This is a genomic window from Anaerolineales bacterium, from assembly GCA_019637755.1.
Classification (GTDB): Bacteria; Chloroflexota; Anaerolineae; order Anaerolineales; family UBA11579; genus JAMCZK01.
This window is the reverse complement of record JAHBVC010000001.1, coordinates 80199-100292: the sequence shown is the minus strand read 5'-3', so window position 1 is coordinate 100292 and position 20094 is coordinate 80199. Positions and strand designations below refer to the sequence as shown.

Sequence of the window (20094 nt, the reverse complement as noted above, 5' to 3'; positions counted from 1 at the left end):
GCAGCGCGCCGGCGTGCTCATAGATAGTGAAATTCATCACAGATTTGACTTTGCCCCTATGCCTGTGCTATCTTGCACCTTCGCCCGCTATTGGGTTGGAGGAATTTTTACGTGCAACACGAACGCATTGCAGAAAATGTCTACTTTTTTCAAAGTGAGCTCTACGCCCAGGTCACCGCGGGCGTGATCGCCGGGCCGGATATGGCCGTGCTGATCGATACCCTCGCCCTGCCCGAAGAAACCAAGCAGATCCGCCGCTTCATCGAGCGCGAGCTACGCGTGCCGGTGCGCTACATCATCAACACCCACTACCACGCCGATCACAGTTGGGGCAATTGTTTCTTCCCCGGCGCCAAGATCATCGCTCACAGTTTGTGCCACGAATACCTCGACACGCGTGGCCGTGCTGCATTGGATGCCGAACAAAAAGACAACGCCAGCCTGCGCGAAGTAGAGCTGGTCTTGCCCAACGTGACCTTTACCGAAGGCCAGCTTAATTTACAAGTCGGCAAGAAGAATTTGAGCATCTTCCCCTTCCCCGGACATAGTGCCGATTCGATCGCCGTGCTGGTGGAGGAGGACCGCATCCTCTTCTGCGGCGATACCTTTATGGCACTACCGATCCTGGCGGATGGTGACATCAACGACACCACCGCTTCGCTCAAGAAGCTGCCCAAGATGGGCCTGGAGAACCTGGTGCCCGGCCACGGCGAGATCGTGCTGCGTGGCGAGATCGACGCAGCGGTGCGCAACAACCTCGATTACCTGGCCAAGATCACCAAGGTGGTGCGTGGCGCGGCGCGCCGCCGTTACCCGCTGGATATTTTAGAAACCGTGCATGTGGAAGATTGCGGCAAGAGCCGCGTGCTGATCGCCGGGATGGCCGAAGAGTTGCACCAGCGCAATCTGGTGGCGCTGTATCGCCAGTTGTATGGCAAGCTGCCGGAAGGCTCGGAACTCGTCGCCGATTAAGCTAGTCTAGCCGTAAGCGGCAGTGGTGATGCAGTAGGCGTAGTACGCCAGGCCTGCCGCCACATGCGCCAGGTACACCCACAGCAGTGGCCGCGCGGGCTTGTGCGCCAAGCACAGCCGCAGCGAAGCTGCCAGCCACAAAAACAAGCCGATCTGCGCACCCCAGCGGAAGTTGCCGTGCAGTAAGCGCTCGCCGCCCTCGCCCAGCAAGTACATCTGCGCCGCCCCCACCAGAAAAGCCAGCCCTGCCAGCAGCCAGGCACCGTCCTGGCGGGTGGCGCGCGGCTGCACCAGCCACACCGCCAGCGGGAAGAGAATCGACAGCAGGAACTTAGCCAGCAAGTGATCCGAGAAGGCCGCCTCCACCGCCAGCGGGGCGAACACGATGCCGCCCTCCTCGGCGCCAGGCAGCAGATACGTCACCAGCCCCTGTACCGCCAGCACCAGCACACCGGGCACAAAGTAACCCCAGGCCAGCAAGCCAAGCTCCAGCGGCTGCTGCTTCCAAAGGCGGTATGCCGCCAGCAGCGCCAACGCAGGCAGCATGATGAAAATATAGCTGGGCTTGATCAGCGCCGAGAGCACCACCAGCACAGCGGCGCCCAGTTTGAGGCCCGCTGAGCTGGGGCCGGGCCGCCAGACGCGTTCCGCCAGGATAAAGCTGGCCAGCGCCAACGGGCGCAACAAGATCACGGTAGGGTTGTGATAACTGGCCAGGCCGATGTAGCCAAAATAGTATTGCCCATCGGCCAGCACCAGCAGCATGACTGGCGCAGCCAGCCCCAGCCCAAGCGCCAGGCCGGCCGCCAGCCACTGGCCGCGGCCGGGCGTTTTGGGCAGCCACACATACAGCAGCCCGGCGGTGAGCGCGTGGCTGGCCACTTGTGAGAGCACCATACCGTCCCACAGGCTGATCACCGAGCGGCTCAACCACACCAGGCCAGCTAGGCAGAGCTGTAACAGTGGATGAGCCAGAATGTGCGCCGGGATCGGGTCGCCAAGCAAAAGTTGCTGAGCAAACAGAATATGCGAGCCGTAATCATTATCCGTAGGCGTGAGGATGCGAACGCGATAGATCGGCAGGAAGATCAACGCACTCAGCGCCATTACCAGTAATGTGATCCACACATCACGGCGAGTCAGCGGGGGCCGTTGCGAATCAAGCAGTTGTTTCATCGTGTAGATCAATCTCCGTAGGCTGCCCACCATCCAACAAAAAGGCGCGGTAGGCCCAGCCCGCCACGCCTGGCGCCCAGATCAGATGCAGCGCGCCGGGGTATAGTGCCTCGGCCACATCGCGAGGCGATGGCGTGGCCGGGCCAGCGGGGTGCGAGTGAAAGATCGCCAGTAGCTCCCAGCCTTGGGCTTGCATCGCCGTGAGGGCGGCCACCTGCTCGGCGGGCGCCATGCGGTAACGCGTCGGGCTGGCGGCGGCATTGGTTACAGGGTAGACCTGCTGGCTCAGCCCGGCGGCACCGGCTACCAGCCCGCAGGCTTCCAGTGGGGCCAGCTGGGCCACGTGCACTTGCATGCTGTGCACATGCTCAGGCTGCAGGCGCCAGCGGCCCTGGCTCACACCAGCACCGCCAGCAGCAAAAACACACCTGCGGCGATCAGCGGCTCGCGGGCCGCCTCTTTGGCCGGCTGGCCCGTATTGAGGTTCGCCATATAGTTGTTGAGTGCGAACAAGGCGCCCAGCAGCACCAGGCCATAACCCAACGCAGAGACGGGCAGATAGTGCAACACCGCGGCCACCTGTACTACTAGAAAAGTCATCCCCACTAGTTGCAAGGAATGCCAGTTCTCGACGTTGCGTAATAAGTTCAGACGCGTGCCGGCCAAAAAAGCGCCCAGGCCTACCGCCGGCAAGGCCAGGAAGAGCCGCAAGCCTAAGCCGCGTACGCTGATCGCCAGGACCAGAAAGAGGATCAGTGCCAGGGTGCTGAGCGCAGTGCTCACTAGGGCATACAATTGGCCCTCCTCGGCAACGCTGTTGTACTCCGCCAGCAGGATCGCCAGCAGCAGCAGGGCGCACACCAGGAAGGCGATCCACCAACTGGCGCTGAAGGGCAAATTGCTCAGCACCAGCGCCAGCACCCAGGCGGTCATGGCAGGCAACAGCCAGTGACTATAGGTGCTGCGCTGCCCCAGGGCCGGATGATCGCGCAGCAGCCAATCGGCCCCGGCGGCGGTGAGCCCAGCCAGCAAGACGGCCAGCAAGGTGTTGATGCCGAGTTGCAGCGGCAAATGCACGCCGAGCAACTGCCAATCTAGCACCAGCGGCGGCACCTGCACAAAGCGCACGGCCACATAGGCCAGCAGGATCACGGCCATCACCGCGCTCAGCCGCTCTCGATCCGGGAGGAAACGCTCCAGACGCATGCTGGCGATTGTACTCTGCATAGCAGGTTATACTGCCCGCATGCGTTTTAACTTCGGCAAAAATTGGCAATCCTACGCCCGCACTGCACTCAACGCACAACAGATCGAAGCCGCCCGCACTGATTTTGTACGCTTGTTTGCCCAGGTGCCGCTGGCGGGCACGCAATTCCTCGATATTGGCTTTGGCCAGGGGCTTTCGATCTGCCTGGCCGCCGAAGCCGGGGCGCATTGCTGCGGCATAGACATTGACAGTGACAATTTGGAAGCGGCGCGGCTCACCCAAACGCACTTCACGCTGGCCCAACCGCCTGTGCTCAGCATCGGCTCGATCCTCGACCCCGGCTGCGTCGCGGAGCTGGGCCAAGGCGGCGGCTTTGATGTTGTGCACTCGTGGGGCGTGTTGCACCATACCGGTAATATGGCTTTGGCGCTGCAGCACGCCGCCCAGCTCACCAAGCCGCAGGGGCATCTGGTACTAGCCATTTACCGTTCGCACTGGAGCTCGCCTTTGTGGCACACCATCAAATGGCTGTACAACGTTTCGCCGGCCTTCTTGCGGCGCGGGCTGATCGCAATCAACTATTGGGTGATCTACGTGGCCAAGTGGTTAGTGACGCGCCAGGATCCGCGCAAGAAAGAACGCGGCATGGATTTTTATCACGACGTGGTGGACTGGGTGGGCGGTTACCCCTATGAGCATGCTAGCGAAGCAGGGCTCACCGAGCACATGGCAAGCCTGGGCTTTGAGCGCGTCGATTTCATCCCCGCCAAGGTGCCTACGGGCTGCCATCAGTTCGTCTTCCACAAGACCGGCAACGCCTAGCTCAGTTATACTCACCGCATGAACGGTGAGATGATTGCATACCCCTACAACGGGACTGACGTACCCGCCTATCTCAGCCTGCCCGCCAGCGGCCACGGCCCGGCGGTGATCGCCATTCAGGAATGGTGGGGCCTGGTGGGCCACATCAAAGACGTGGCAGACCGCTTGGCCGCTGAAGGCTTTGTAGCCCTGGCGCCGGATCTGTACCACGGCGAATCAGCCAGTGAGCCGAACGAAGCCAAGAAGCTCGCCATGGCGTTGGACCGTGCCCGTGCGATCAGCGAAATCGGCGCGGCGGCCAGCTACCTCAACGGGCTGGACGCAGTGCAGCCGAAAAAAATTGGCGCACTGGGCTGGTGCATGGGCGGCGCGCTAGCGCTCTCTTCGGCCGCCGCCGACAGCCAAGCGTTCGCTGCGGTGGTGTGCTTCTACGGCCGCCCGCTCGAGGCCGGTGATGTGGCCAAACTGAGCACGCCGACCCTGGGCATCTATGGGGAGCTGGACGGCGGCATCCCGCAGAGCCTGGTGCACGCTTTCGACAACGAGTTGGAAAAGAACAACACGCCGCATCACATCCACACCTATGCCGGTGCGGAACACGCCTTTTTTAACAATGACCGCCCCGAGGTCTACCATCCTGAAGCGGCGGCAGACGCCTGGCAGCGCACGCTGGCCTGGCTGCGCCAATACCTGGCCTGAGCATGAGCACGCCGCGCCAGCAGCTCGGCCGCTGGGGCGAGCAGGCGGCCGCCAGCTACCTGCAAGCCCGCGGCTACACGATAGAAGCGCAAAACCTGCGCTCCGAGCACGGCGAGATTGACCTGCTGGCCAGCAAAGATGGCCAGCTCATCTTCGTCGAAGTGAAAGCGCGGCGTAGCACACGTTTCGGCCACCCCGAAGAAGCCGTGACGGCCGCCAAACAAGCTCACCTGATCGCCGCCGCCCAAGCCTACATGCAAAGCCAGCCTGCCGAACGCGAATGGCGTATTGACGTCATCTCCGTGTTCCAGCCGGCGGCTGGCCCACCTGACATTGTGCACATTGAGAATGCAGTCCACGGATAACGCACAGACCAAGCTGCCCCTGGTGGCCGTGCTTGGCCCCACCGCCGTGGGCAAGACCGAGACGGCCATCGCCATCGCTGAGCGTTGGAACGGCGAGATCGTCTCGGCCGATTCGCGCTTGCTGTATCGCGGCATGGACATCGGCACCGCCAAACCCTCGGCTACCGAGTTGGCGCGGGTGCCGCATAATTTGATTGACATCGCCAACCCAGACGAGACGCTGAGTTTGGCCGTGTTCCAAGAGCAGGCCGCGGCAGCCATCGCCGATATTCACTCGCGTGGCAAACTGCCGCTGCTGGTCGGCGGCACCGGGCAATACATGCAAGCCATCGTGGATGGCTGGCTGCCGCCGGAACTGCCGCCCCAGCCTGCCCTGCGCACCGCGCTAGCAGGCTGGGCCGAACAAATCGGCGGCGATGCGCTGCATGCGCGCCTGGCTGTGCTCGACCCGGCCGCGGCGGCCAACATCGACGCGCGCAATGTGCGCCGCACCCTGCGTGCGCTGGAAGTGGCCTTGGCCACCGGCCGCCGCTTTAGCGAACAGCGCCGCCAAACACCCTCACCCTACCGCGTGCTGCGCCTGGGGCTCACCCGCCCGCGCGCCGAGCTGTATGCACGCATTGACGCGCGCATCGAAGCCATGCTGGCCGCCGGCTGGCTCGACGAAGTGCGCCGCCTACTGGCGGCAGGCTACGCGCCTTCGCTACCCAGCTTGAGCGCTATTGGCTATGCGCAGTTGGCGCAACATTTGGCGGGCGCGCTTACCCTCAACGAAGCTGTGACCGAGATCAAGCGCCTGACGCGCAGTTTTGTGCGCCGCCAGTACGCCTGGTTCAAACCCGCTGACCCTACCATTGAATGGGTAGACTTAAGTGACGCTGACGCGCAGACGCATATCGATGCGGCTGTGCGCAATTTTCTCAACCAAGCAAGTTTAGAATAGGCCACAATGCAACCATCGCCCTGGCACGCCCATTACGATCCTGCCGTCCCGCCCACGCTGGACTTTCCCTCCCTCACCGTGGTGGATGTGCTGCAGCGCGCCGTGCGCGAGGTTCCGCACAAGGCCTGCACCATCTTCCAGGGTGCTACCCTCTCCTACAAGGAGATAGACGAACTCAGTGATCGCATGGCGGCTGGCCTGGCTTCGCTGGGCGTGCGCAAGGGCCAGCGCGTCGGCCTGTTCATCCCCAACACGCCACAATTCGTCATCGCCTACTTCGCCATCCTCAAACTCGGCGCGGTCGTCGTTGCCACCGATCCGCTCTACACGCCGCGTGAGCTCGAATACCAGGTCAATGACGCTGGCGTGGAGTTGATGGTGGCGATGACCAACAACTATGCCAAGGTCAAGGAAGTCCAGCCGCGCACGCGCATTCGCCAGATCATCGCCACCAACATCAAGGAATATCTGCCACCGGTCAAGAAGCTGCTATTTGGCGCGCTCAAAGAGAAGAAAGCCGGCTTCCGCGTGGAGCTGCGCGACAACGATGTGTGGATGGGTGACCTGATCGCCGCGCATACCCCCGGCCAACGGCCGCAGGTAGCGGTGGAGCCAGACGATACCGCCCTGCTGCAATACAGCGGCGGCACCACCGGCCGCTCCAAGGGCGTGGTGGCGGTGCACCGCGGCCTGGTGGCCAACACCGCGCAAATTGACGCCTGGAACCACGAGGGCGAGCAAGGCAACGAGATGGTGCTGTTGGCGATCCCGATGTATCACGCCTACGGCATGGTGGTAGGCATGCTCTACGGCATGTGGAAGGGCGGCTCCCTTGTCATGATCCCTGACCCGCGCAACGTGGACGATGTGCTCGCCAACATTCAGAAATACAAAGCCACCACTTTCCCCGGCGTGCCAGCCATGTACAACGCCATTAACAATCACCCGGATGTAAAAGCCGGCAAGTACGACCTCAGCTCGATCCGCTTCTGCATCTCTGGCTCGGCGCCATTGCTGCGCGAGACCAAGGAGCGCTTCGAAGCGCTCACCGGCGGCCACCTGCTGGAAGGTTACGGGCTCTCAGAGACGCCGGTGGCCACGCACTGCAACCCGCTCACCGGGCTGAACAAGACTGGCTCGATCGGCATGCCGCTACCCGGCGTGGATTGCCGCATCGTCAGCCTGCAGGACGGCGTGACGGTGCTGAAACAAGGCGAGATCGGCGAGCTAGTGATCAAAGGGCCGCAGGTAATGCGCGGCTACCACAACCTGCCCACCGAAACGATGGATGTACTCAAAGAAGGCTGGCTGTATACCGGTGACATTGCGCGCATGGATGAAGACGGCTACTTCTACATCATTGACCGCAAGAAGGAGCTGGTGAAAGTGGGCGGCTACCAGGTGTGGCCGCGTGAAGTGGAAGAGGTACTGCAGCAGCACCCCGCCGTGCGCGAGGTGGGCGCGGCTGGCGTGCCGGATGGTGCCAGCGGCGAAGCTATGCACGCCTGGATCGTGCTGCATGACGGGCAAGCCACCACGCCCGGCGAGCTGCGCGCCTGGTGTAAACAGCACCTCGCACCCTACAAGGTTCCCAAGGGTTTTACTTTCACTGACAAGTTGCCGCGCACCACCGTGGGCAAGCTATTGCGCCGCGAGTTGGTGCGCAGGCATAGCCTGTCTGAGCACCAGGAGCAAGCATCATGAGCAAACGCATCGTCGCTTTCTTTGACGTAGACGGTACCCTGACCACCGAGCGCGTGTGGCGCGGCATCCTCGACTACTACAAGCTGCACAAGCTACGCCGCTGGACACAGCGCTGGTACTGGGTCTATCACTTGCCGCTGTGGTTTTTGCATAAGGCACGCCTGCTCTCGCAGAGCGCCTTCCGCACGCCCTGGGCCGCCAACCTAATGTGGTTCTTGCGTGGCGACACCCCAGAGAAGGCACAACCCGTGTGGGATTGGGTGACCACCGGATACATGCAGGGGTTGTGGCGCGTGCAGGGGCTGGATAAGATCCAGGAGCACAAGGCCAAGGGCCACCTGGTGGTGCTGGTTTCCGCTGGCCCCACCCCGCTGGTGATGCGTATCGCCCAGGAAGTGGGCGCCGACCTTGCCGTGGGTACCACGCCGGCCCAAGCCCGCGGGCGCTACACCGGCAAAGTGGACGGCCTGGTATGCATCGACGAGAACAAGGCGGCCAAGGCGCAGGCCACGCTGGCCGCGGAGAAGATCGCTGTGGACTTTGCTGCCAGCTGGGCGTACGCCGACGGCGCCACCGATGTTGGACTGCTGGAGATGGTGGGCCACCCGGTGGCCTTCTTCCCCGACGAGTATCTAAAGCCGATCGCGATTGAGCGCGGCTGGCAGCTGGTGGAGTGAGCCAAGCCGTCTTCCCCCTAGTACAACCTCACCCACGCAGTTCCGCTGCGTTCCCCTCTCCCTTGAAGGGAGAGGGGCGTTTAATCATCTTGGCACAAGGTCAACCGCTTGTTTGTCATTGCGAGGATCGCGCTGCGCAGCGGCGCTGACGAAGCAATCCCCAACGTGGTCTTGCATACCAGCTTGGGGGTTGCTTCGCTCATTTCACTCGCTCGCAATGACAGACACTTCCAGTCGGGGCAGAATGACAATACGCCTGCGTACTTGTCATTGCGAGGATCGCGCTGTGCAGCAGTGCGCCGCGCAGCGGCACTGACGAAGCAACCCCCAACATGGCTTTGCATCTGGCTTGGGGATTGCTTCGCTCGTTTCACTCGCTCGCAATGACGGGTTGCGTTTCATTCCAATGACAATACGCCTGTGTGCCTGTCATTGCGGGGATTCTGCTGCGCAGCAGTGCGCCGCGCAGCGGCGCTGACGAAGCAACCCCAACTTGGCTTTGCAATACTGGCTTGGGGATTGCTCCGCTCGTTTCACTCGCTCGCAATGACAGGTTGCTTGGCAGCTACTCTGCGGCACAAAACCATGCGGCCAATTGCTGATTGCCCGCATCGATTGCCGCATCTCCGCTGAGCGGCTTGGCCGAGAAGATCTCGCAAGCCTGCCAGGCATAGTACGGTGTAGTGCCAATACGCTCGGCCAACTCAGCCGCCTGGGCCAGCTCACCTTGATAGGCGTAGGCTTGCACGAAGGGCATCCACTCGATGGCATCGGCTGGAGCCAGCTCGGCGGCGGCAGCTTGCTGGCCGTAGGCGGCCACCGCTGCCCAGTCGCCCTGCTGGCGCGCCAGATCGGCTTTTTGGTAAACGTAGCACCAATCTTGCGTCGCCTGCGCAGGGCCAAACAAGCGCGCGAACATACGCTCATCTGCCGCGCCCTCGGCCTGTACCTGGCCGATCATAGAATACGGCGCGGCCAACGCAACCAGCGGGTCATCCTGCGTCGAGAGTTCGATCTGGTCGGCATTGAGCACCCGCAAACAAGCTTGGCGCGTGGGCTGGCTAAAAACCAGGGTCTTGGAAAAATCATACACAAGATACAGAGAGCGCCGATTTTTCTCGAAGGGTACTCCAGCGCTGATGTTCTGCACCGTTTCGCTGTTCAACACCTCGGTGCTGAGCACGATCTGCCCCTGAAAGGGGCGGTAAAGCAAATTCAGTGGCGACCAGAGATAGTAGTCTTCATAGATCGGAGCCACGCGCCGCCCGGTGAGCATGGTGCCATCCTCCAGGTTGGGGATACGCCAGGTGAGCTGCTGCCAAAAGCGTTGCGTATCCTCCCACTCCTGTGCAAAGCGCACGCCATTGGCGTAATGTGTAGCCACCGAGATGAACAGCAGCAGCGCAAAGAAGGCCATCTGCACATAACGGCTGCGAAAGCTCAAGCCGATAAAAGCGAGCACGATCGCCACGGCCATCGCCGAGGGGAACGAAAAGCGATTGTAAAACAGGAAGCTCAGATCGCGGCCAGAGACGGCGATCAATGCCAAGCAAAATACACCGGCCAGGAAGGCCAGCGCCAGGAACAGCGCCCCTTGCTTACTGGCGGTCAGCTCCGCTTTGTGGGCCGCCAACGCAGGCCGCATCACCAGCACCGTGGCCCCAGCCGCCAGCGCGCCGAGCAGCAAACCCGTAGCGATCTCCAGCTCGCCCAGCCGCCCAAACAGCAGCGAAAAGGGCAGCACAAAGGCCCCCAGAAAGGTTTCGCTCACATCCACCACAAATTGCCCCGCCAACTGCGCCAACTCGAGCCATAGCCCGCTGCCCAAATGGGATTGCACAAATGCCAGGTTGGTATTAGCCCGCGCCCCCTGAAAAATGAACAAGCGCCAAATAGTGAACGCCGCCGGTGCCACCAGCAAGGGCGCCAGCAGGCCGATACTGCGCTTGCTCAGCAGGCGGCCGCGTTTGCGCATTAGATACAGCAAGAACAGGAAGCGGTAGGCTTCCATGCCGATGTAATACTCCATCAGCATATAGCCTACTAAAGCCAGGCCCACTGAAAGCAGCAGATACCCCGCACGCACGAGCCAACGCGGCGCCAATACAAAGCGAATGCTGAAGCAGATTGAGAAAATGATGGCGGTCATGGCCACTTGCTGGGCCATGAAGTCCATAGCGTTGGGTTGCTCCAGGAAGCCGGGGTAAACCAGGAACAGCGCGGCAGCCAGCACAGTGAACAAGCGTTGCTCGCGCAGTAGCAGGCGCAGCATCCAATAAAAGCCCAGCGCCCCAGCAATGCGCATGATCAATGCGGCCAAATAGTAGAGCCACACCGTGCTGCCGAACAGGCTGAACAGCACGTATTGCAGTACCCCACGCAAAGGCCGGTCAATGATGTATACATCCCAAAATTTGGCCGGGCCATAGGTGATGCCCGAAAACAACAGATACCAATCGTCAGAAAAATAGCCCATGCGCCAGGCATTGCCCAGATAGGCCAATGCCGCCAGCACAAGCAAGAATATCCACGGTCGAAAAACCTTGTTATCTTTCAAAGTAATCCTCCCTGCTTATAACGTTGAAGTGTGCATTATAAACACGCACAAAAAAGCACCAGCTTGCCTGGTGCTTTTTTAGAACAGCTAAGCGGGCTGTCTACAGCGGCAGCCCCACTTCCACCATGCCTTCACTGACCCGCGTGGGGTACGCGGGGATGTCGAGCACGGCCGGCAGGCTGAGCACGCGGCCATTGCGCACGTCGAAGCGCGCCCCGTGGCGCGGGCAAATGATCTCGTGGCCTTCCAGCTCGCCCTCGCCCAATGGCCCATTGTCATGCGAGCACAGATCGGCGATGGCAAAGTATTCGCCGGCGATGTTGAACACCACCAGGTTGTATTCGTCCACACTGACGAAGAGGCGCTTGCCGTTGGGCAACTCCGCTTCGCTAGCCACGGCCACAAAATCCACTTCCTTGGGACCGAGGGAGGTAAAAGTAAAGGTTCCGAGTTCAGGCATAGCGTCTGGCTAGGACTCCGCCAGCTCGTCGAGTGAGATCACTTCGTCGAGGCCGTACACGCCGCCCTTGAGCACCTTGAGCGAGAGCAGCGCGCACTTCAGGCGCACCGGGCCGAGCTCGATGCCGAGCAGGTCAAGAATATCCTGCTTGCCAAGCTGGCGCACTTCGGCCACCGGCATGCCAGTGATCTTTTCCATCAGCAAATCGGCCGAAGCCTGCGAGATCGAGCAGCCTTCGCCGGTGAACTTGGCTTCGGAAACGACATCGTTGGCATCCACGCGCAGGTCAATACGAATGTGGTCGCCGCACACCGGGTTGTCATCCTCATAGGAATGGGTATGCGGGTCCAGCGTGCCACTGAAGCGCGGGTTTTGGTAGCGATCGATGATTACTTCACGGTAGAGATCGTCCATGATTAACCGAAGATCTCCTTTACAGAGTAGAGGGCTTCCACCAGTTTATCAATTTCGGCGGTGGTGTTGTAGAGGTAAAAGCTGGCCCGCGTGGTGGCCGGCACGCCAAACTTCTCGTGCACCGGCATGGCGCAGTGGTGCCCGGCGCGCGTGGCCACGCCGTGGCGATTGAGGATCTCAGCCACGTCGTGCGGGTGGGCGCCCTGCAGCGTGAACGAGGCGTTCGAGCTCTTGTGCTCGATGCCCGGGCCAAAGATCCAGATGCCCGGCACCTCTTCCAAACGTTCCAGCGCATAGGCGGTCAGCTCGCGGTCATGGGCGGCGATGGCCTCCATGCCGATGGCGTTCAAATAGTCCACCGCCGCACCCAGGCCGATCACTTCGGCAATCGCCGGAGTGCCGGCTTCGAACTTGTGCGGCACGCCGGCGGTGGTGAACTCGCGCAGCTTGACGCGCTTGATCATGTCGCCGCCGCCCATGAAGGGCGGCATGCCTTCGAGGATGGCTTCTTTGCCATACAGTACGCCAATGCCGGTCGGCCCGAGCATCTTGTGGCTGGAGAAGACCAGGAAGTCAATATCCAGCGCCTGCACATCGGTGGGTAGGTGCGGCACCGATTGGGCGCCGTCTACCATCGCCAGTGCACCCGCCGCATGGGCGGCCTGCACGATCTCGGCGATCGGCGTGATCGTGCCGAGCACATTGCTCATGGCGGTGAAGCTCACCAGTTTCGGCTTGAGCTCCATCAGGCCGGGCAATGCGCTCATGTCCAGCACGCCAGCTTCGGTAACGGGGATGAATTCGAGGCGGATGCCGCGCTCAGCGGCCAGCATCTGCCAGGGCACCAGGTTGGCGTGGTGCTCCATCTCGGTGAGCACAACCACATCGCCCGCCTGCAAATTGGCGCGGCCCCAGGTTTGCGCCACCAGGTTCACCGACTCGGTCGCATTACGGGTGAAGACGATTTCTTTGCTCTTGGCGGCATTGATGAACTTGGCCACCTTGGCGCGGGCGCCTTCGTAATCCTCGGTGGCCTGCTCGGCCAGCTTGTGCACGCCGCGGTGAATGTTGGCGTTCTCGGCACGGTAGTACTGGTTCATGCGCTCGATGACTTGCACGGGCTTCTGGCTGGTGGCGCCTGAATCGAGGTAAACCAAGGGTACGCCGGGCTTGATTTCAACATCCAAAACCGGGAAATCGGCGCGGATGCGAGCGACATCAATGGTGTGATTGGCTTCGGCCATCATCCCCTACTTGTTGCTGCGCGTGGTGCGCGTGGCACGCGGTTTGCGCGTGCGCTTGCGCGCCATGCGGATCTGCTGCGAATTGGGCGGACACCACAACACGTGGTCGGGCACCATCCAGCCGTCGGTCAAGTACACCGGCTCGGCGAACTGCACCGCCACGATCTTGGGGTCTACCTGCACCACCACACCCTCCAGCCAGCCGCGTACGCGGTTGCCTTTGGGGTCTTCGTGGTCACAATAGACCTCTACGCGGTCGCCTACCTTGTACATGTCGTCGCGGTCAGGGGCGCTTGTAAAGCGAAGTTCTGCCATTCAACCTCCGAAAGCAAGTGAGCGGTGAACAGTGAGCAGTAATCAGGAAACCGAGGGACTGATCACCTACTTTCCAGTCTCAATGCTCCTGTTCACTCCTCACTGCTCACCATTCACTCTATTGATCTAATCTCTTATCTTACGCCTATTTCATCTTCTGAACAATGGCTTGTTGGAAGCGCTGGCGCACGCCCTCGAAAGGAATGCGCTCCATGATCGGGTCAAAGAAGCCCTTCACGATCAAGCGGCGCGCTTCCACCGGGGGGATGCCACGGCTGAGCAGATAGAAGTACTCATCCGGGTCAATCTTGCCTACGGTGGCGCCGTGGGTGCAGCGCACATCGTCGGCCAGGATCTCCAGGCCAGGGATGCTGTCGGCGCGGGCTTCCTTGCTCAGCACCAGGTTTCGGTTGGCTTGGTAGCCATCCGTGCGCTGGGCACCGGGGGCTACGTAAATCATGCCCTGCCATACCGAGCGGCTCTTTTCTTCCAGCGCGCCCTTGAAGAGCAGATCGCTGGTAGTGTGCGCCGCCATGTGGTTCTGCTGGGTGTCATGGTCCAGATGCTGATCGCCATCGGTGAAGTAGAAGCCAGACATGCGGCCCAGGCTGCCCTCTCCCTCGAGGTTAATCTCGGAGAAATTCTTGGTGAGGTGGCTGCCCAGGGCGCCAAAAATCCAGTCCAGGTTGCCATCTTTTTCCACTCGGGCACGCTCATGCGTAAAGTTCCACATGTGCTCGCCCCACGATTGCAGCTCGACGAAGCGCAGGTTGGCACCAGAGCCCACGTGCAGCTCCACGATGCCAGCGTGCATGCTCTGCTCGCTGATGGTGGGCGAAGCCGACTCGTGCACATAGGTGACCGAAGCGCCATCTTCCACCCACACCAGGATGTGAGAGAAGTAAGCCATGCCCGCACCCGGCCCCCACAGCAGGGAGTGCAGCGGCTCTTCCACCTGCACGCCGCGCGGCACATACAGCAGCGCACCGCGGCCGGCCAAAGCACCTGCCATAGCGGCGAACTTGCCCTCTTCTGGCTTGACCACATTGCCGAGCACCTTCTTGAGTAACTCTGGGTGCTTGGCGGCCGCCGTGGCAAAGTCGGTGAACACTACGCCTTGGTTAGCTATTTCCTGGCTCAGCATCACCGTGGTCTCGCCGGGGCCAAAGACGATCTGGCCGCCGTGGCCCTCGCCCACCAGCGGCTTGAGCAGCTGGGTAGGCGTGCTGGGCAGCGCGGCACGCTCGGCGGCCGGCAGGCTGTCTACGATTTTCATGGAGCCGCGTTTGAGCTGGCGGATGTCCGTGCGGCGCCAAGCCTCATCGTTGGTGCTGGGCAGCGGCAGGTTCTCAAAATGGCTCCACGCGCTCGCGCGGTAGCTGTGCAGGAAGGCAGCCTCTTTCACGCCGTTGGGGATCTGCTCGGCGGTGAAGGGGAAGCCGCTCTTGGTCTGCACGGCAGCCGCGCCGCCGCGGGTGATCACGCGCGGCGTCTTGCCGGCGCCGATCACTTCGGGCGCAACCGGCGCAGCGGCCACAGGCTGCGAAGCAGCCGGCTTAGCCTGCTTAGGGGCAGTTGCCTTAGGCGCCGCTTTCTTGACGGCGGCTTTGGGCTTGACCTTGGCTACGGTTTTCTTGGCAGCCACTTTAGCCGCTGTCTTCTTGACAGCAACCGTCTTTTTGGCAACCGTTTTCTTGGCAGCGGTCTTCTTAACCGCAGTCTTCTTAGTTACTTTGCTAGCCGCCTTCTTCTTCACAACAGCTTTAGGCTTGGCCTTGGGCGCAGCCTTCTTCTTGGCAACCGGCTTGGTGGCTTTTGTAGCCAGCTTCTTCTTGGCTACCGGTTTAGTAGCCTTGGCGGCCACTTTGGTCTTTTTCTTTACCGCCGCCTTCTTGGGGCGCGGGCTGGTTTTCTTTTTATCTGCCATAGCTTGCGTTTCTCATTCCATCGAGAGGTTTTTAGCCTAAGGCGCTAGCCCAGGCATTAGCCTATCGAGCCTTCCATTTGCAGCTGAATCAGGCGATTCATTTCAATCGCATATTCCATGGGCAACTCTTTGACCAACGGCTCAATGAAGCCAGACACCACCATCGTGGCGGCTTCTTCTTCCGTCATGCCGCGGCTCATCAGATAAAAGAGCTGCTCCTCGCCCACCTTGGAGACCGAGGCCTCGTGCCCGATGGTGACATCCTCAGCGTCGATCTCGATATACGGATAGGTGTCCGAGCGCGACTGGTCATCCAGTAGCAACGCATCACACACGACGTTGCTCTTGGAGCCTTCTGCGCCCGGGTGCACCTTCAGCAAGCCGCGGTACGAGGCACGCCCGCCGCTCTTACTGATCGATTTAGACGTGATCTTGCTGGTGGTGTTGGGCACAAAGTGGATCACCTTGCCGCCGGTATCCTGGTGCTGGTGGCCGCTGGCAAATGCCATCGAGAGGATCTCGCCGTGTGCACCTTCCCCCAGCAAGTAGCACGAGGGATACTTCATGGTGAGCTTGCTGCCCAGGTTGGCATCCACCCACTCCATCGTGCCGTTCTCATACACATAGGCACGCTGGGTCACCAGGTTGTACATGTTGTTCGACCAGTTCTGGATGGTGGTGTAGCGGAAGCGCGCATTCTTCTTGACGATGATCTCGATCACACCACTATGGAAAGAGTCGGTGGTGTACACGGGAGCGGTGCAACCTTCCACATAGTGCGCCTCAGCGCCTTCATCCACGATGATCAGCGTGCGCTCAAACTGGCCCTGATCGGCCTGGTTGACGCGGAAGTAGGCCTGCAACGGCATCTCGATCTTGACGCCCTTGGGCACATACACAAACGAGCCGCCCGACCATACCGCGGAGTTGAGCGCCGAGAACTTGTTGTCCTCGATGGGGATGATCGTGCCGAAATACTCGCGGAACAACTCCGGGTGGTCTTTCAGGCCCTGCTCAATGCTCTTGAACAGCACCCCCTGCTCCGCCAGGTGCTGCTGGATGTTGTGATAGACCATCTCCGATTCGTACTGGGCGCCTACGCCGGCCAGGAACTTCTGCTCGGCTTCGGGGATGCCCAACCGCTGGAAAGTCTTCTTGATATTCTCGGGCACATCGTCCCAGTTTTTGCCTTCGGCTTCCGCGGGCTTGCTGTAGAAATAGATCTCGTCGAGATTGAGCTTGTCGAGATCACCGCCCCAGGTGGGCATCGGGCGCTGGGTGAAATGCTTGTACGCCTTCAGGCGAAAATCGAGCATCCACTCCGGCTCTTCCTTCTTGGCGCTGATCTGGCGCACGATCTCTTCGTCCAGCCCTTTGCGCGTGCGAAAGACCGGCTTGACTTCATCTACAAAGTTCCAGCGGTATTCATCAATGCCAGCCAACAGCTCGGCATCATCTTTGGGTTTCTCAATTGGTTTTTCGAGTGTCATGTTTACCTCGTTTGGAGTGAATAGTGATCTGTGAGTAGTGAACCGGCGAAAAGCAAAAAATCTAAACTACTCAGCTGACCTGCTCACTGTTTACTATTCACTGATTACTGATTCACCATGCTTCTCGCGCACCCAGTCGTAGCCCTGCGCTTCCAGCTTGAGCGCCAGGTCGGGGCCACCGGTTTCCACAATGCGGCCGTTGAACATCACGTGCACCACATCCGGGTTGATGTAGTTGAGCAAGCGCTGGTAGTGCGTGATCACCAGCGCGCCGAAGTTCGGCCCGCGCAGCGCCTGCACGCCCTCGGCCACATTGCGCAACGCGTCAATATCCAGGCCTGAGTCGGTTTCGTCGAGCACAGCAAACTCCGGGTTGAGCGCGGCCATCTGCAGGATCTCGGCGCGCTTCTTCTCACCGCCGGAGAAGCCGTCGTTGAGGTAGCGGCCAGCAAAGCTGTGATCCATCTTCAGCAGGTCCATCTTCTCTTTCATCAGCGTGCGGAACTCGGGGATGGGCATGCCCTTATCCTCAGGGTCCTTGGCCTTGCGGTGCGCATTCAGCGCGGTGCGCAGGAAGTTGGCCACGCTGACGCCGGGGATGGCCACCGGATACTGGAAGGCGAGGAAGATGCCCAGATGCGAGCGCTGGTCTGGCTCCAGCTCAAGGATGTTCTGCCCCTTGAACCACACTTCACCAGCGGTGACTTCGTAGTTGGGGTGGCCCATCAGCGTGTACGCCAGGGTGCTCTTGCCGCTGCCGTTGGGGCCCATCAGGGCGTGCACCTTGCCCTTTTCGATCGTCAGGCTGAGGCCTTTAAGGATCTCATTGCCTGCTACATTAACGTGCAAATCACGAATTTCCAGTTGAGACATGCAGCACTTTTCTCCTAGAATGAATGTGAACGCCGCCAGACCGGCGGCAGTGTTCAACCAGGTTGATTTTGGCGGATTATAGCAGGTTCACTTCACAGGGTCAATATTTATGAGGAAAATCTAAAATATTGGCGCGACGAATACCTTGACAGCCAGCCCCACTAAAGAAATATGGTTTGATAATGGGGCTGCATTGCACTAAACCACTAGCCACTCCTCAGGAGGTTCTCATGAAACTGTCGATCGCACCCGAAACTTTTAGCAACCTGCTCAACGTCTTCCTGGAAGAAACCTTTGAAACGCATCACGGCATCTACCTCGACAAGAACAATGCCTTGTTCGCCACGCTGGATACGATCAGCGCCGAGGAAGCCTCGATCCCGGTGGGCGGCAAGTGCGCCTCGCTGGCCGCCCAGGTGGCGCACACCACCTTCTATATCGAATCCTTCGAACGCTATGCCTTCGAGGGCGACGACAGCCCGCGCGACTGGGGCGACATTTGGCGCCGCGTGGAGAAGGTGAACGCCGAAGAATGGCAGGAGTACAAGAACCAACTGCGCGCCGCCTACGGCCGCATGCAGAACGTGATCCGCAATAACCCCGATTGGAACGAAGACGCCATCGGCGGGGTGCTGGGCGTGATCGTGCACAGCGCCTACCACCTGGGCGAGATCCGCCAGGCGATGTGCACGCTGAAGGCGTAAGCAGCGCAATTTTGTGATAGAGCCGCCCGCCGGGCGGCTCTATACTGATGCAGTGCACTCCACGGCAACGCACCACAACGCCAGCCCGGCGAGCGAATGGGCACAGTACGGCCACCATGCCAGCCTGGGGGTCGATCTGCTGCACGCCTACTTTGTGCAGCACGCCTATCCGCTGCACAGCCATGATTACTTCGTCATCGCCGTGATCGAAGAAGGCCGCCAATCGTTCCGCCTGGGGCAGCAGCGCTACTACACCGCGGCCGGCGGCATGGTGTTCCTCAACCCGGGCGACAGCCACACCGGCGAACCGCTGCCGGGCGGCGGCTTCCGCTACCGCGCCATGTACCCGCGCCCTGCTCAGGTGCAGCGCGTGGCGGCCAGCGCCGGCCTGGGGCCGCGCTTGCCGCTGTTCAATCACCCACGCCAGGATGATCCACGCCTGGCCGCCGCCTTCCGGCGCTTGCACCGCACACCCAGCGCGGCGCACGATCCCCTGCACGCCGAGAGCGCCTTCGTCAGCACGCTGGGCAGCCTGCTGCGCGCCTTTGCCAACCAGGCGCCGCGCCACCCGGAGCGCCCGGCGCCGATCGACCGCGCCGTGGAATACCTCGACGCCAATTACGATAAACCCGTCTCGCTGGATCAGCTGGCCAAGCTGGTAGCGCTCAGCCGCTTTCACTTTCTACGCAGCTTCCATGCCCAAGTGGGCATGCCGCCACACGCCTATCTGGAGAACCGGCGCATCGCCGCGGCCCAGCGCCTCATCGCCCTCGGCGAGCCATTGGCGGCCATTGCCGCCCAGCTCGGCTTCAGCAGCCAAAGCCACTTCACGCGGCGCTTCAAGCAAACCATCGGCGTCACCCCCGGGCGCTACGCGCGCCAGGTGCGCGCATGAACCTGGCTACGCTGGGGCCGGCGCTGGCCTTCGCCCTGATCTCGATCTGCACGCCCGGCCCGAACAACATTGCCAGCGCGGCAATGGGCACGCTGTACGGCTTACGCAAAACCCTGCCCTTCCTGGTGGGCATCTGCCTCAGCTTCTTCCTGATGTGCCTGGTGAGCGCCTGGGTGGCGCGCACGCTGCTGGCACGCTTCCCCGCGCTGGAAGCCTTGCTGACCTATGCCGGCGCGGCTTACGTAATCTACCTGGCAGTGAGTATCCTCAAAACCAGCTACCAATTTGACGCCCACCCCAACGCCGCCACCCAGCCCGCCGGGTTGTGGGCCGGCTTCACCCTGCAATTACTGAACCCCAAGTTTCTGGTGTTCGCCCTCACTCTGTTCTCAACCTTCTTCGCGGCCGAGGCGCGCCAAGCCCGCAGCCTGGTGTTGATCGCGCTCGGGCTGACGCTGATCTCGGCCTTCTCGGTAAGCAGTTGGACCCTGTTCGGCAGTTGGGTGCGGCAGCACATGCACCGCCCCGCACTACGCCACACGGTCAACCTGCTGCTGGCCTTATTGCTGGCCTACTCCGCCTTGGAGATGGTGCGCTAGCATATTATTTATGAGGAAACTATAAAATATTGACGGGGCGAAATGCGGGTG

General features: G+C 61.1%; 21 protein-coding genes. 10 read left to right on the top strand and 11 right to left on the bottom strand.

What is annotated here, in order from left to right; genetic code table 11:
• Nucleotides 1–111 precede the first annotated feature (111 nt).
• The gene (locus KF821_00565) at nucleotides 112–972 is read left to right on the top strand and encodes an MBL fold metallo-hydrolase (protein MBX3004303.1); all 861 of its coding nucleotides are present in this window, start codon (nucleotides 112–114) and stop codon (nucleotides 970–972) included.
• A 6-nt stretch (nucleotides 973–978) separates the two neighbouring features.
• On the opposite strand, the gene KF821_00560 is transcribed toward KF821_00565, so the two are convergent.
• The 3 genes from KF821_00560 to KF821_00550 are packed head-to-tail and all read right to left on the bottom strand — an operon-like array spanning nucleotide 979 to nucleotide 3375.
• A complete protein-coding gene (locus KF821_00560) occupies nucleotides 979–2148 on the bottom strand; it encodes a hypothetical protein (protein MBX3004302.1) in 1170 nt (389 codons plus the stop codon).
• Nucleotides 2132–2548: a M67 family metallopeptidase gene (locus tag KF821_00555; protein MBX3004301.1), complete on the bottom strand. Its 417-nt coding sequence runs from the start codon at nucleotides 2546–2548 to the stop codon at nucleotides 2132–2134. The genes KF821_00560 and KF821_00555 overlap by 17 nt, the downstream gene beginning before the upstream one ends.
• Nucleotides 2545–3375, bottom strand: a complete 831-nt coding sequence (locus KF821_00550) for a hypothetical protein (GenBank protein ID MBX3004300.1) — start codon at nucleotides 3373–3375, stop codon at nucleotides 2545–2547. Before KF821_00550 ends, KF821_00555 begins: the two co-directional genes overlap by 4 nt.
• Nucleotides 3376–3394: 19 nt before the next feature.
• Between KF821_00550 and KF821_00545 the strand changes: the two genes are divergently transcribed.
• The 6 genes from KF821_00545 to KF821_00520 are packed head-to-tail and all read left to right on the top strand — an operon-like array spanning nucleotide 3395 to nucleotide 8565.
• Nucleotides 3395–4177, top strand: a complete 783-nt coding sequence (locus KF821_00545; GenBank protein ID MBX3004299.1) for a methyltransferase domain-containing protein — start codon at nucleotides 3395–3397, stop codon at nucleotides 4175–4177.
• Between the two features lie 18 nt (nucleotides 4178–4195).
• Nucleotides 4196–4876: a dienelactone hydrolase family protein gene (locus KF821_00540; GenBank protein ID MBX3004298.1), complete on the top strand. Its 681-nt coding sequence runs from the start codon at nucleotides 4196–4198 to the stop codon at nucleotides 4874–4876.
• Nucleotides 4877–4878: 2 nt separating this feature from the next.
• Complete coding sequence (locus KF821_00535) at nucleotides 4879–5241, top strand: YraN family protein (protein MBX3004297.1); 363 nt, start codon at nucleotides 4879–4881, stop codon at nucleotides 5239–5241.
• On the top strand, nucleotides 5225–6184 hold the full coding sequence (miaA, locus tag KF821_00530; GenBank protein ID MBX3004296.1) for a tRNA (adenosine(37)-N6)-dimethylallyltransferase MiaA: 960 nt from the start codon (nucleotides 5225–5227) through the stop codon (nucleotides 6182–6184). Before KF821_00535 ends, miaA begins: the two co-directional genes overlap by 17 nt.
• Nucleotides 6185–6190: 6 nt before the next feature.
• Nucleotides 6191–7888, top strand: coding sequence for a long-chain fatty acid--CoA ligase (locus KF821_00525; GenBank protein MBX3004295.1), 1698 nt, complete (start codon nucleotides 6191–6193; stop codon nucleotides 7886–7888).
• The gene (locus KF821_00520; GenBank protein MBX3004294.1) at nucleotides 7885–8565 is read left to right on the top strand and encodes an HAD-IB family hydrolase; all 681 of its coding nucleotides are present in this window, start codon (nucleotides 7885–7887) and stop codon (nucleotides 8563–8565) included. Before KF821_00525 ends, KF821_00520 begins: the two co-directional genes overlap by 4 nt.
• A 565-nt stretch (nucleotides 8566–9130) precedes the next feature.
• Here KF821_00520 and KF821_00515 read toward each other — a convergent pair.
• From KF821_00515 to sufC, 8 genes are all read right to left on the bottom strand, one after another.
• The gene (locus tag KF821_00515) at nucleotides 9131–11080 is read right to left on the bottom strand and encodes a hypothetical protein (GenBank protein ID MBX3004293.1); all 1950 of its coding nucleotides are present in this window, start codon (nucleotides 11078–11080) and stop codon (nucleotides 9131–9133) included.
• Between the two features lie 142 nt (nucleotides 11081–11222).
• Entirely contained in the window at nucleotides 11223–11582 is a 360-nt protein-coding gene (locus KF821_00510; GenBank protein MBX3004292.1) for a non-heme iron oxygenase ferredoxin subunit, read from the bottom strand.
• 9 nt (nucleotides 11583–11591) lie between these two features.
• On the bottom strand, nucleotides 11592–11996 hold the full coding sequence (locus KF821_00505; protein MBX3004291.1) for an SUF system NifU family Fe-S cluster assembly protein: 405 nt from the start codon (nucleotides 11994–11996) through the stop codon (nucleotides 11592–11594).
• A gap of 2 nt (nucleotides 11997–11998) precedes the next feature.
• Nucleotides 11999–13219, bottom strand: coding sequence for a cysteine desulfurase (locus tag KF821_00500; GenBank protein MBX3004290.1), 1221 nt, complete (start codon nucleotides 13217–13219; stop codon nucleotides 11999–12001).
• Between the two features lie 27 nt (nucleotides 13220–13246).
• Nucleotides 13247–13555 carry a hypothetical protein gene (locus KF821_00495; protein ID MBX3004289.1) on the bottom strand — a complete coding sequence of 103 codons (309 nt, stop codon included), beginning with the start codon at nucleotides 13553–13555 and terminating at the stop codon, nucleotides 13247–13249.
• 145 nt (nucleotides 13556–13700) lie between these two features.
• On the bottom strand, nucleotides 13701–15482 hold the full coding sequence (sufD, locus tag KF821_00490) for a Fe-S cluster assembly protein SufD (GenBank protein MBX3004288.1): 1782 nt from the start codon (nucleotides 15480–15482) through the stop codon (nucleotides 13701–13703).
• Between the two features lie 56 nt (nucleotides 15483–15538).
• On the bottom strand, nucleotides 15539–16972 hold the full coding sequence (sufB, locus tag KF821_00485) for a Fe-S cluster assembly protein SufB (GenBank protein ID MBX3004287.1): 1434 nt from the start codon (nucleotides 16970–16972) through the stop codon (nucleotides 15539–15541).
• 93 nt (nucleotides 16973–17065) lie between these two features.
• Nucleotides 17066–17845 (bottom strand): Fe-S cluster assembly ATPase SufC, encoded by a 780-nt coding sequence (sufC, locus tag KF821_00480; GenBank protein ID MBX3004286.1) that lies wholly within the window; start codon nucleotides 17843–17845, stop codon nucleotides 17066–17068.
• A gap of 230 nt (nucleotides 17846–18075) precedes the next feature.
• On the opposite strand from sufC, the gene KF821_00475 reads away from it, so the two are divergent.
• From KF821_00475 to KF821_00465, 3 genes are read left to right on the top strand one after another with little or no spacing between them, the layout of a single operon-like run.
• Nucleotides 18076–18549 carry a DinB family protein gene (locus KF821_00475; protein ID MBX3004285.1) on the top strand — a complete coding sequence of 158 codons (474 nt, stop codon included), beginning with the start codon at nucleotides 18076–18078 and terminating at the stop codon, nucleotides 18547–18549.
• 52 nt (nucleotides 18550–18601) lie between these two features.
• Nucleotides 18602–19444 carry an AraC family transcriptional regulator gene (locus tag KF821_00470; protein ID MBX3004284.1) on the top strand — a complete coding sequence of 281 codons (843 nt, stop codon included), beginning with the start codon at nucleotides 18602–18604 and terminating at the stop codon, nucleotides 19442–19444.
• Nucleotides 19441–20043 carry a LysE family transporter gene (locus KF821_00465; protein ID MBX3004283.1) on the top strand — a complete coding sequence of 201 codons (603 nt, stop codon included), beginning with the start codon at nucleotides 19441–19443 and terminating at the stop codon, nucleotides 20041–20043. Before KF821_00470 ends, KF821_00465 begins: the two co-directional genes overlap by 4 nt.
• Nucleotides 20044–20094: the final 51 nt, after the last annotated feature.

Coding starts and splice junctions, on each gene's coding strand:
- KF821_00560 (MBX3004302.1), bottom strand. CDS start 2,148: ATGAAACAACTGCTTGATTCGCAACGGCCCCCGCTGACTCGCCGTGAT.
- KF821_00550 (MBX3004300.1), bottom strand. CDS start 3,375: ATGCAGAGTACAATCGCCAGCATGCGTCTGGAGCGTTTCCTCCCGGAT.
- KF821_00545 (MBX3004299.1), top strand. CDS start 3,395: ATGCGTTTTAACTTCGGCAAAAATTGGCAATCCTACGCCCGCACTGCA.
- KF821_00540 (MBX3004298.1), top strand. CDS start 4,196: ATGAACGGTGAGATGATTGCATACCCCTACAACGGGACTGACGTACCC.
- KF821_00535 (MBX3004297.1), top strand. CDS start 4,879: ATGAGCACGCCGCGCCAGCAGCTCGGCCGCTGGGGCGAGCAGGCGGCC.
- miaA (MBX3004296.1), top strand. CDS start 5,225: ATGCAGTCCACGGATAACGCACAGACCAAGCTGCCCCTGGTGGCCGTG.
- KF821_00525 (MBX3004295.1), top strand. CDS start 6,191: ATGCAACCATCGCCCTGGCACGCCCATTACGATCCTGCCGTCCCGCCC.
- KF821_00520 (MBX3004294.1), top strand. CDS start 7,885: ATGAGCAAACGCATCGTCGCTTTCTTTGACGTAGACGGTACCCTGACC.
- KF821_00510 (MBX3004292.1), bottom strand. CDS start 11,582: ATGCCTGAACTCGGAACCTTTACTTTTACCTCCCTCGGTCCCAAGGAA.
- KF821_00505 (MBX3004291.1), bottom strand. CDS start 11,996: ATGGACGATCTCTACCGTGAAGTAATCATCGATCGCTACCAAAACCCG.
- KF821_00495 (MBX3004289.1), bottom strand. CDS start 13,555: ATGGCAGAACTTCGCTTTACAAGCGCCCCTGACCGCGACGACATGTAC.
- sufD (MBX3004288.1), bottom strand. CDS start 15,482: ATGGCAGATAAAAAGAAAACCAGCCCGCGCCCCAAGAAGGCGGCGGTA.
- sufB (MBX3004287.1), bottom strand. CDS start 16,972: ATGACACTCGAAAAACCAATTGAGAAACCCAAAGATGATGCCGAGCTG.
- sufC (MBX3004286.1), bottom strand. CDS start 17,845: ATGTCTCAACTGGAAATTCGTGATTTGCACGTTAATGTAGCAGGCAAT.
- KF821_00475 (MBX3004285.1), top strand. CDS start 18,076: ATGAAACTGTCGATCGCACCCGAAACTTTTAGCAACCTGCTCAACGTC.
- KF821_00465 (MBX3004283.1), top strand. CDS start 19,441: ATGAACCTGGCTACGCTGGGGCCGGCGCTGGCCTTCGCCCTGATCTCG.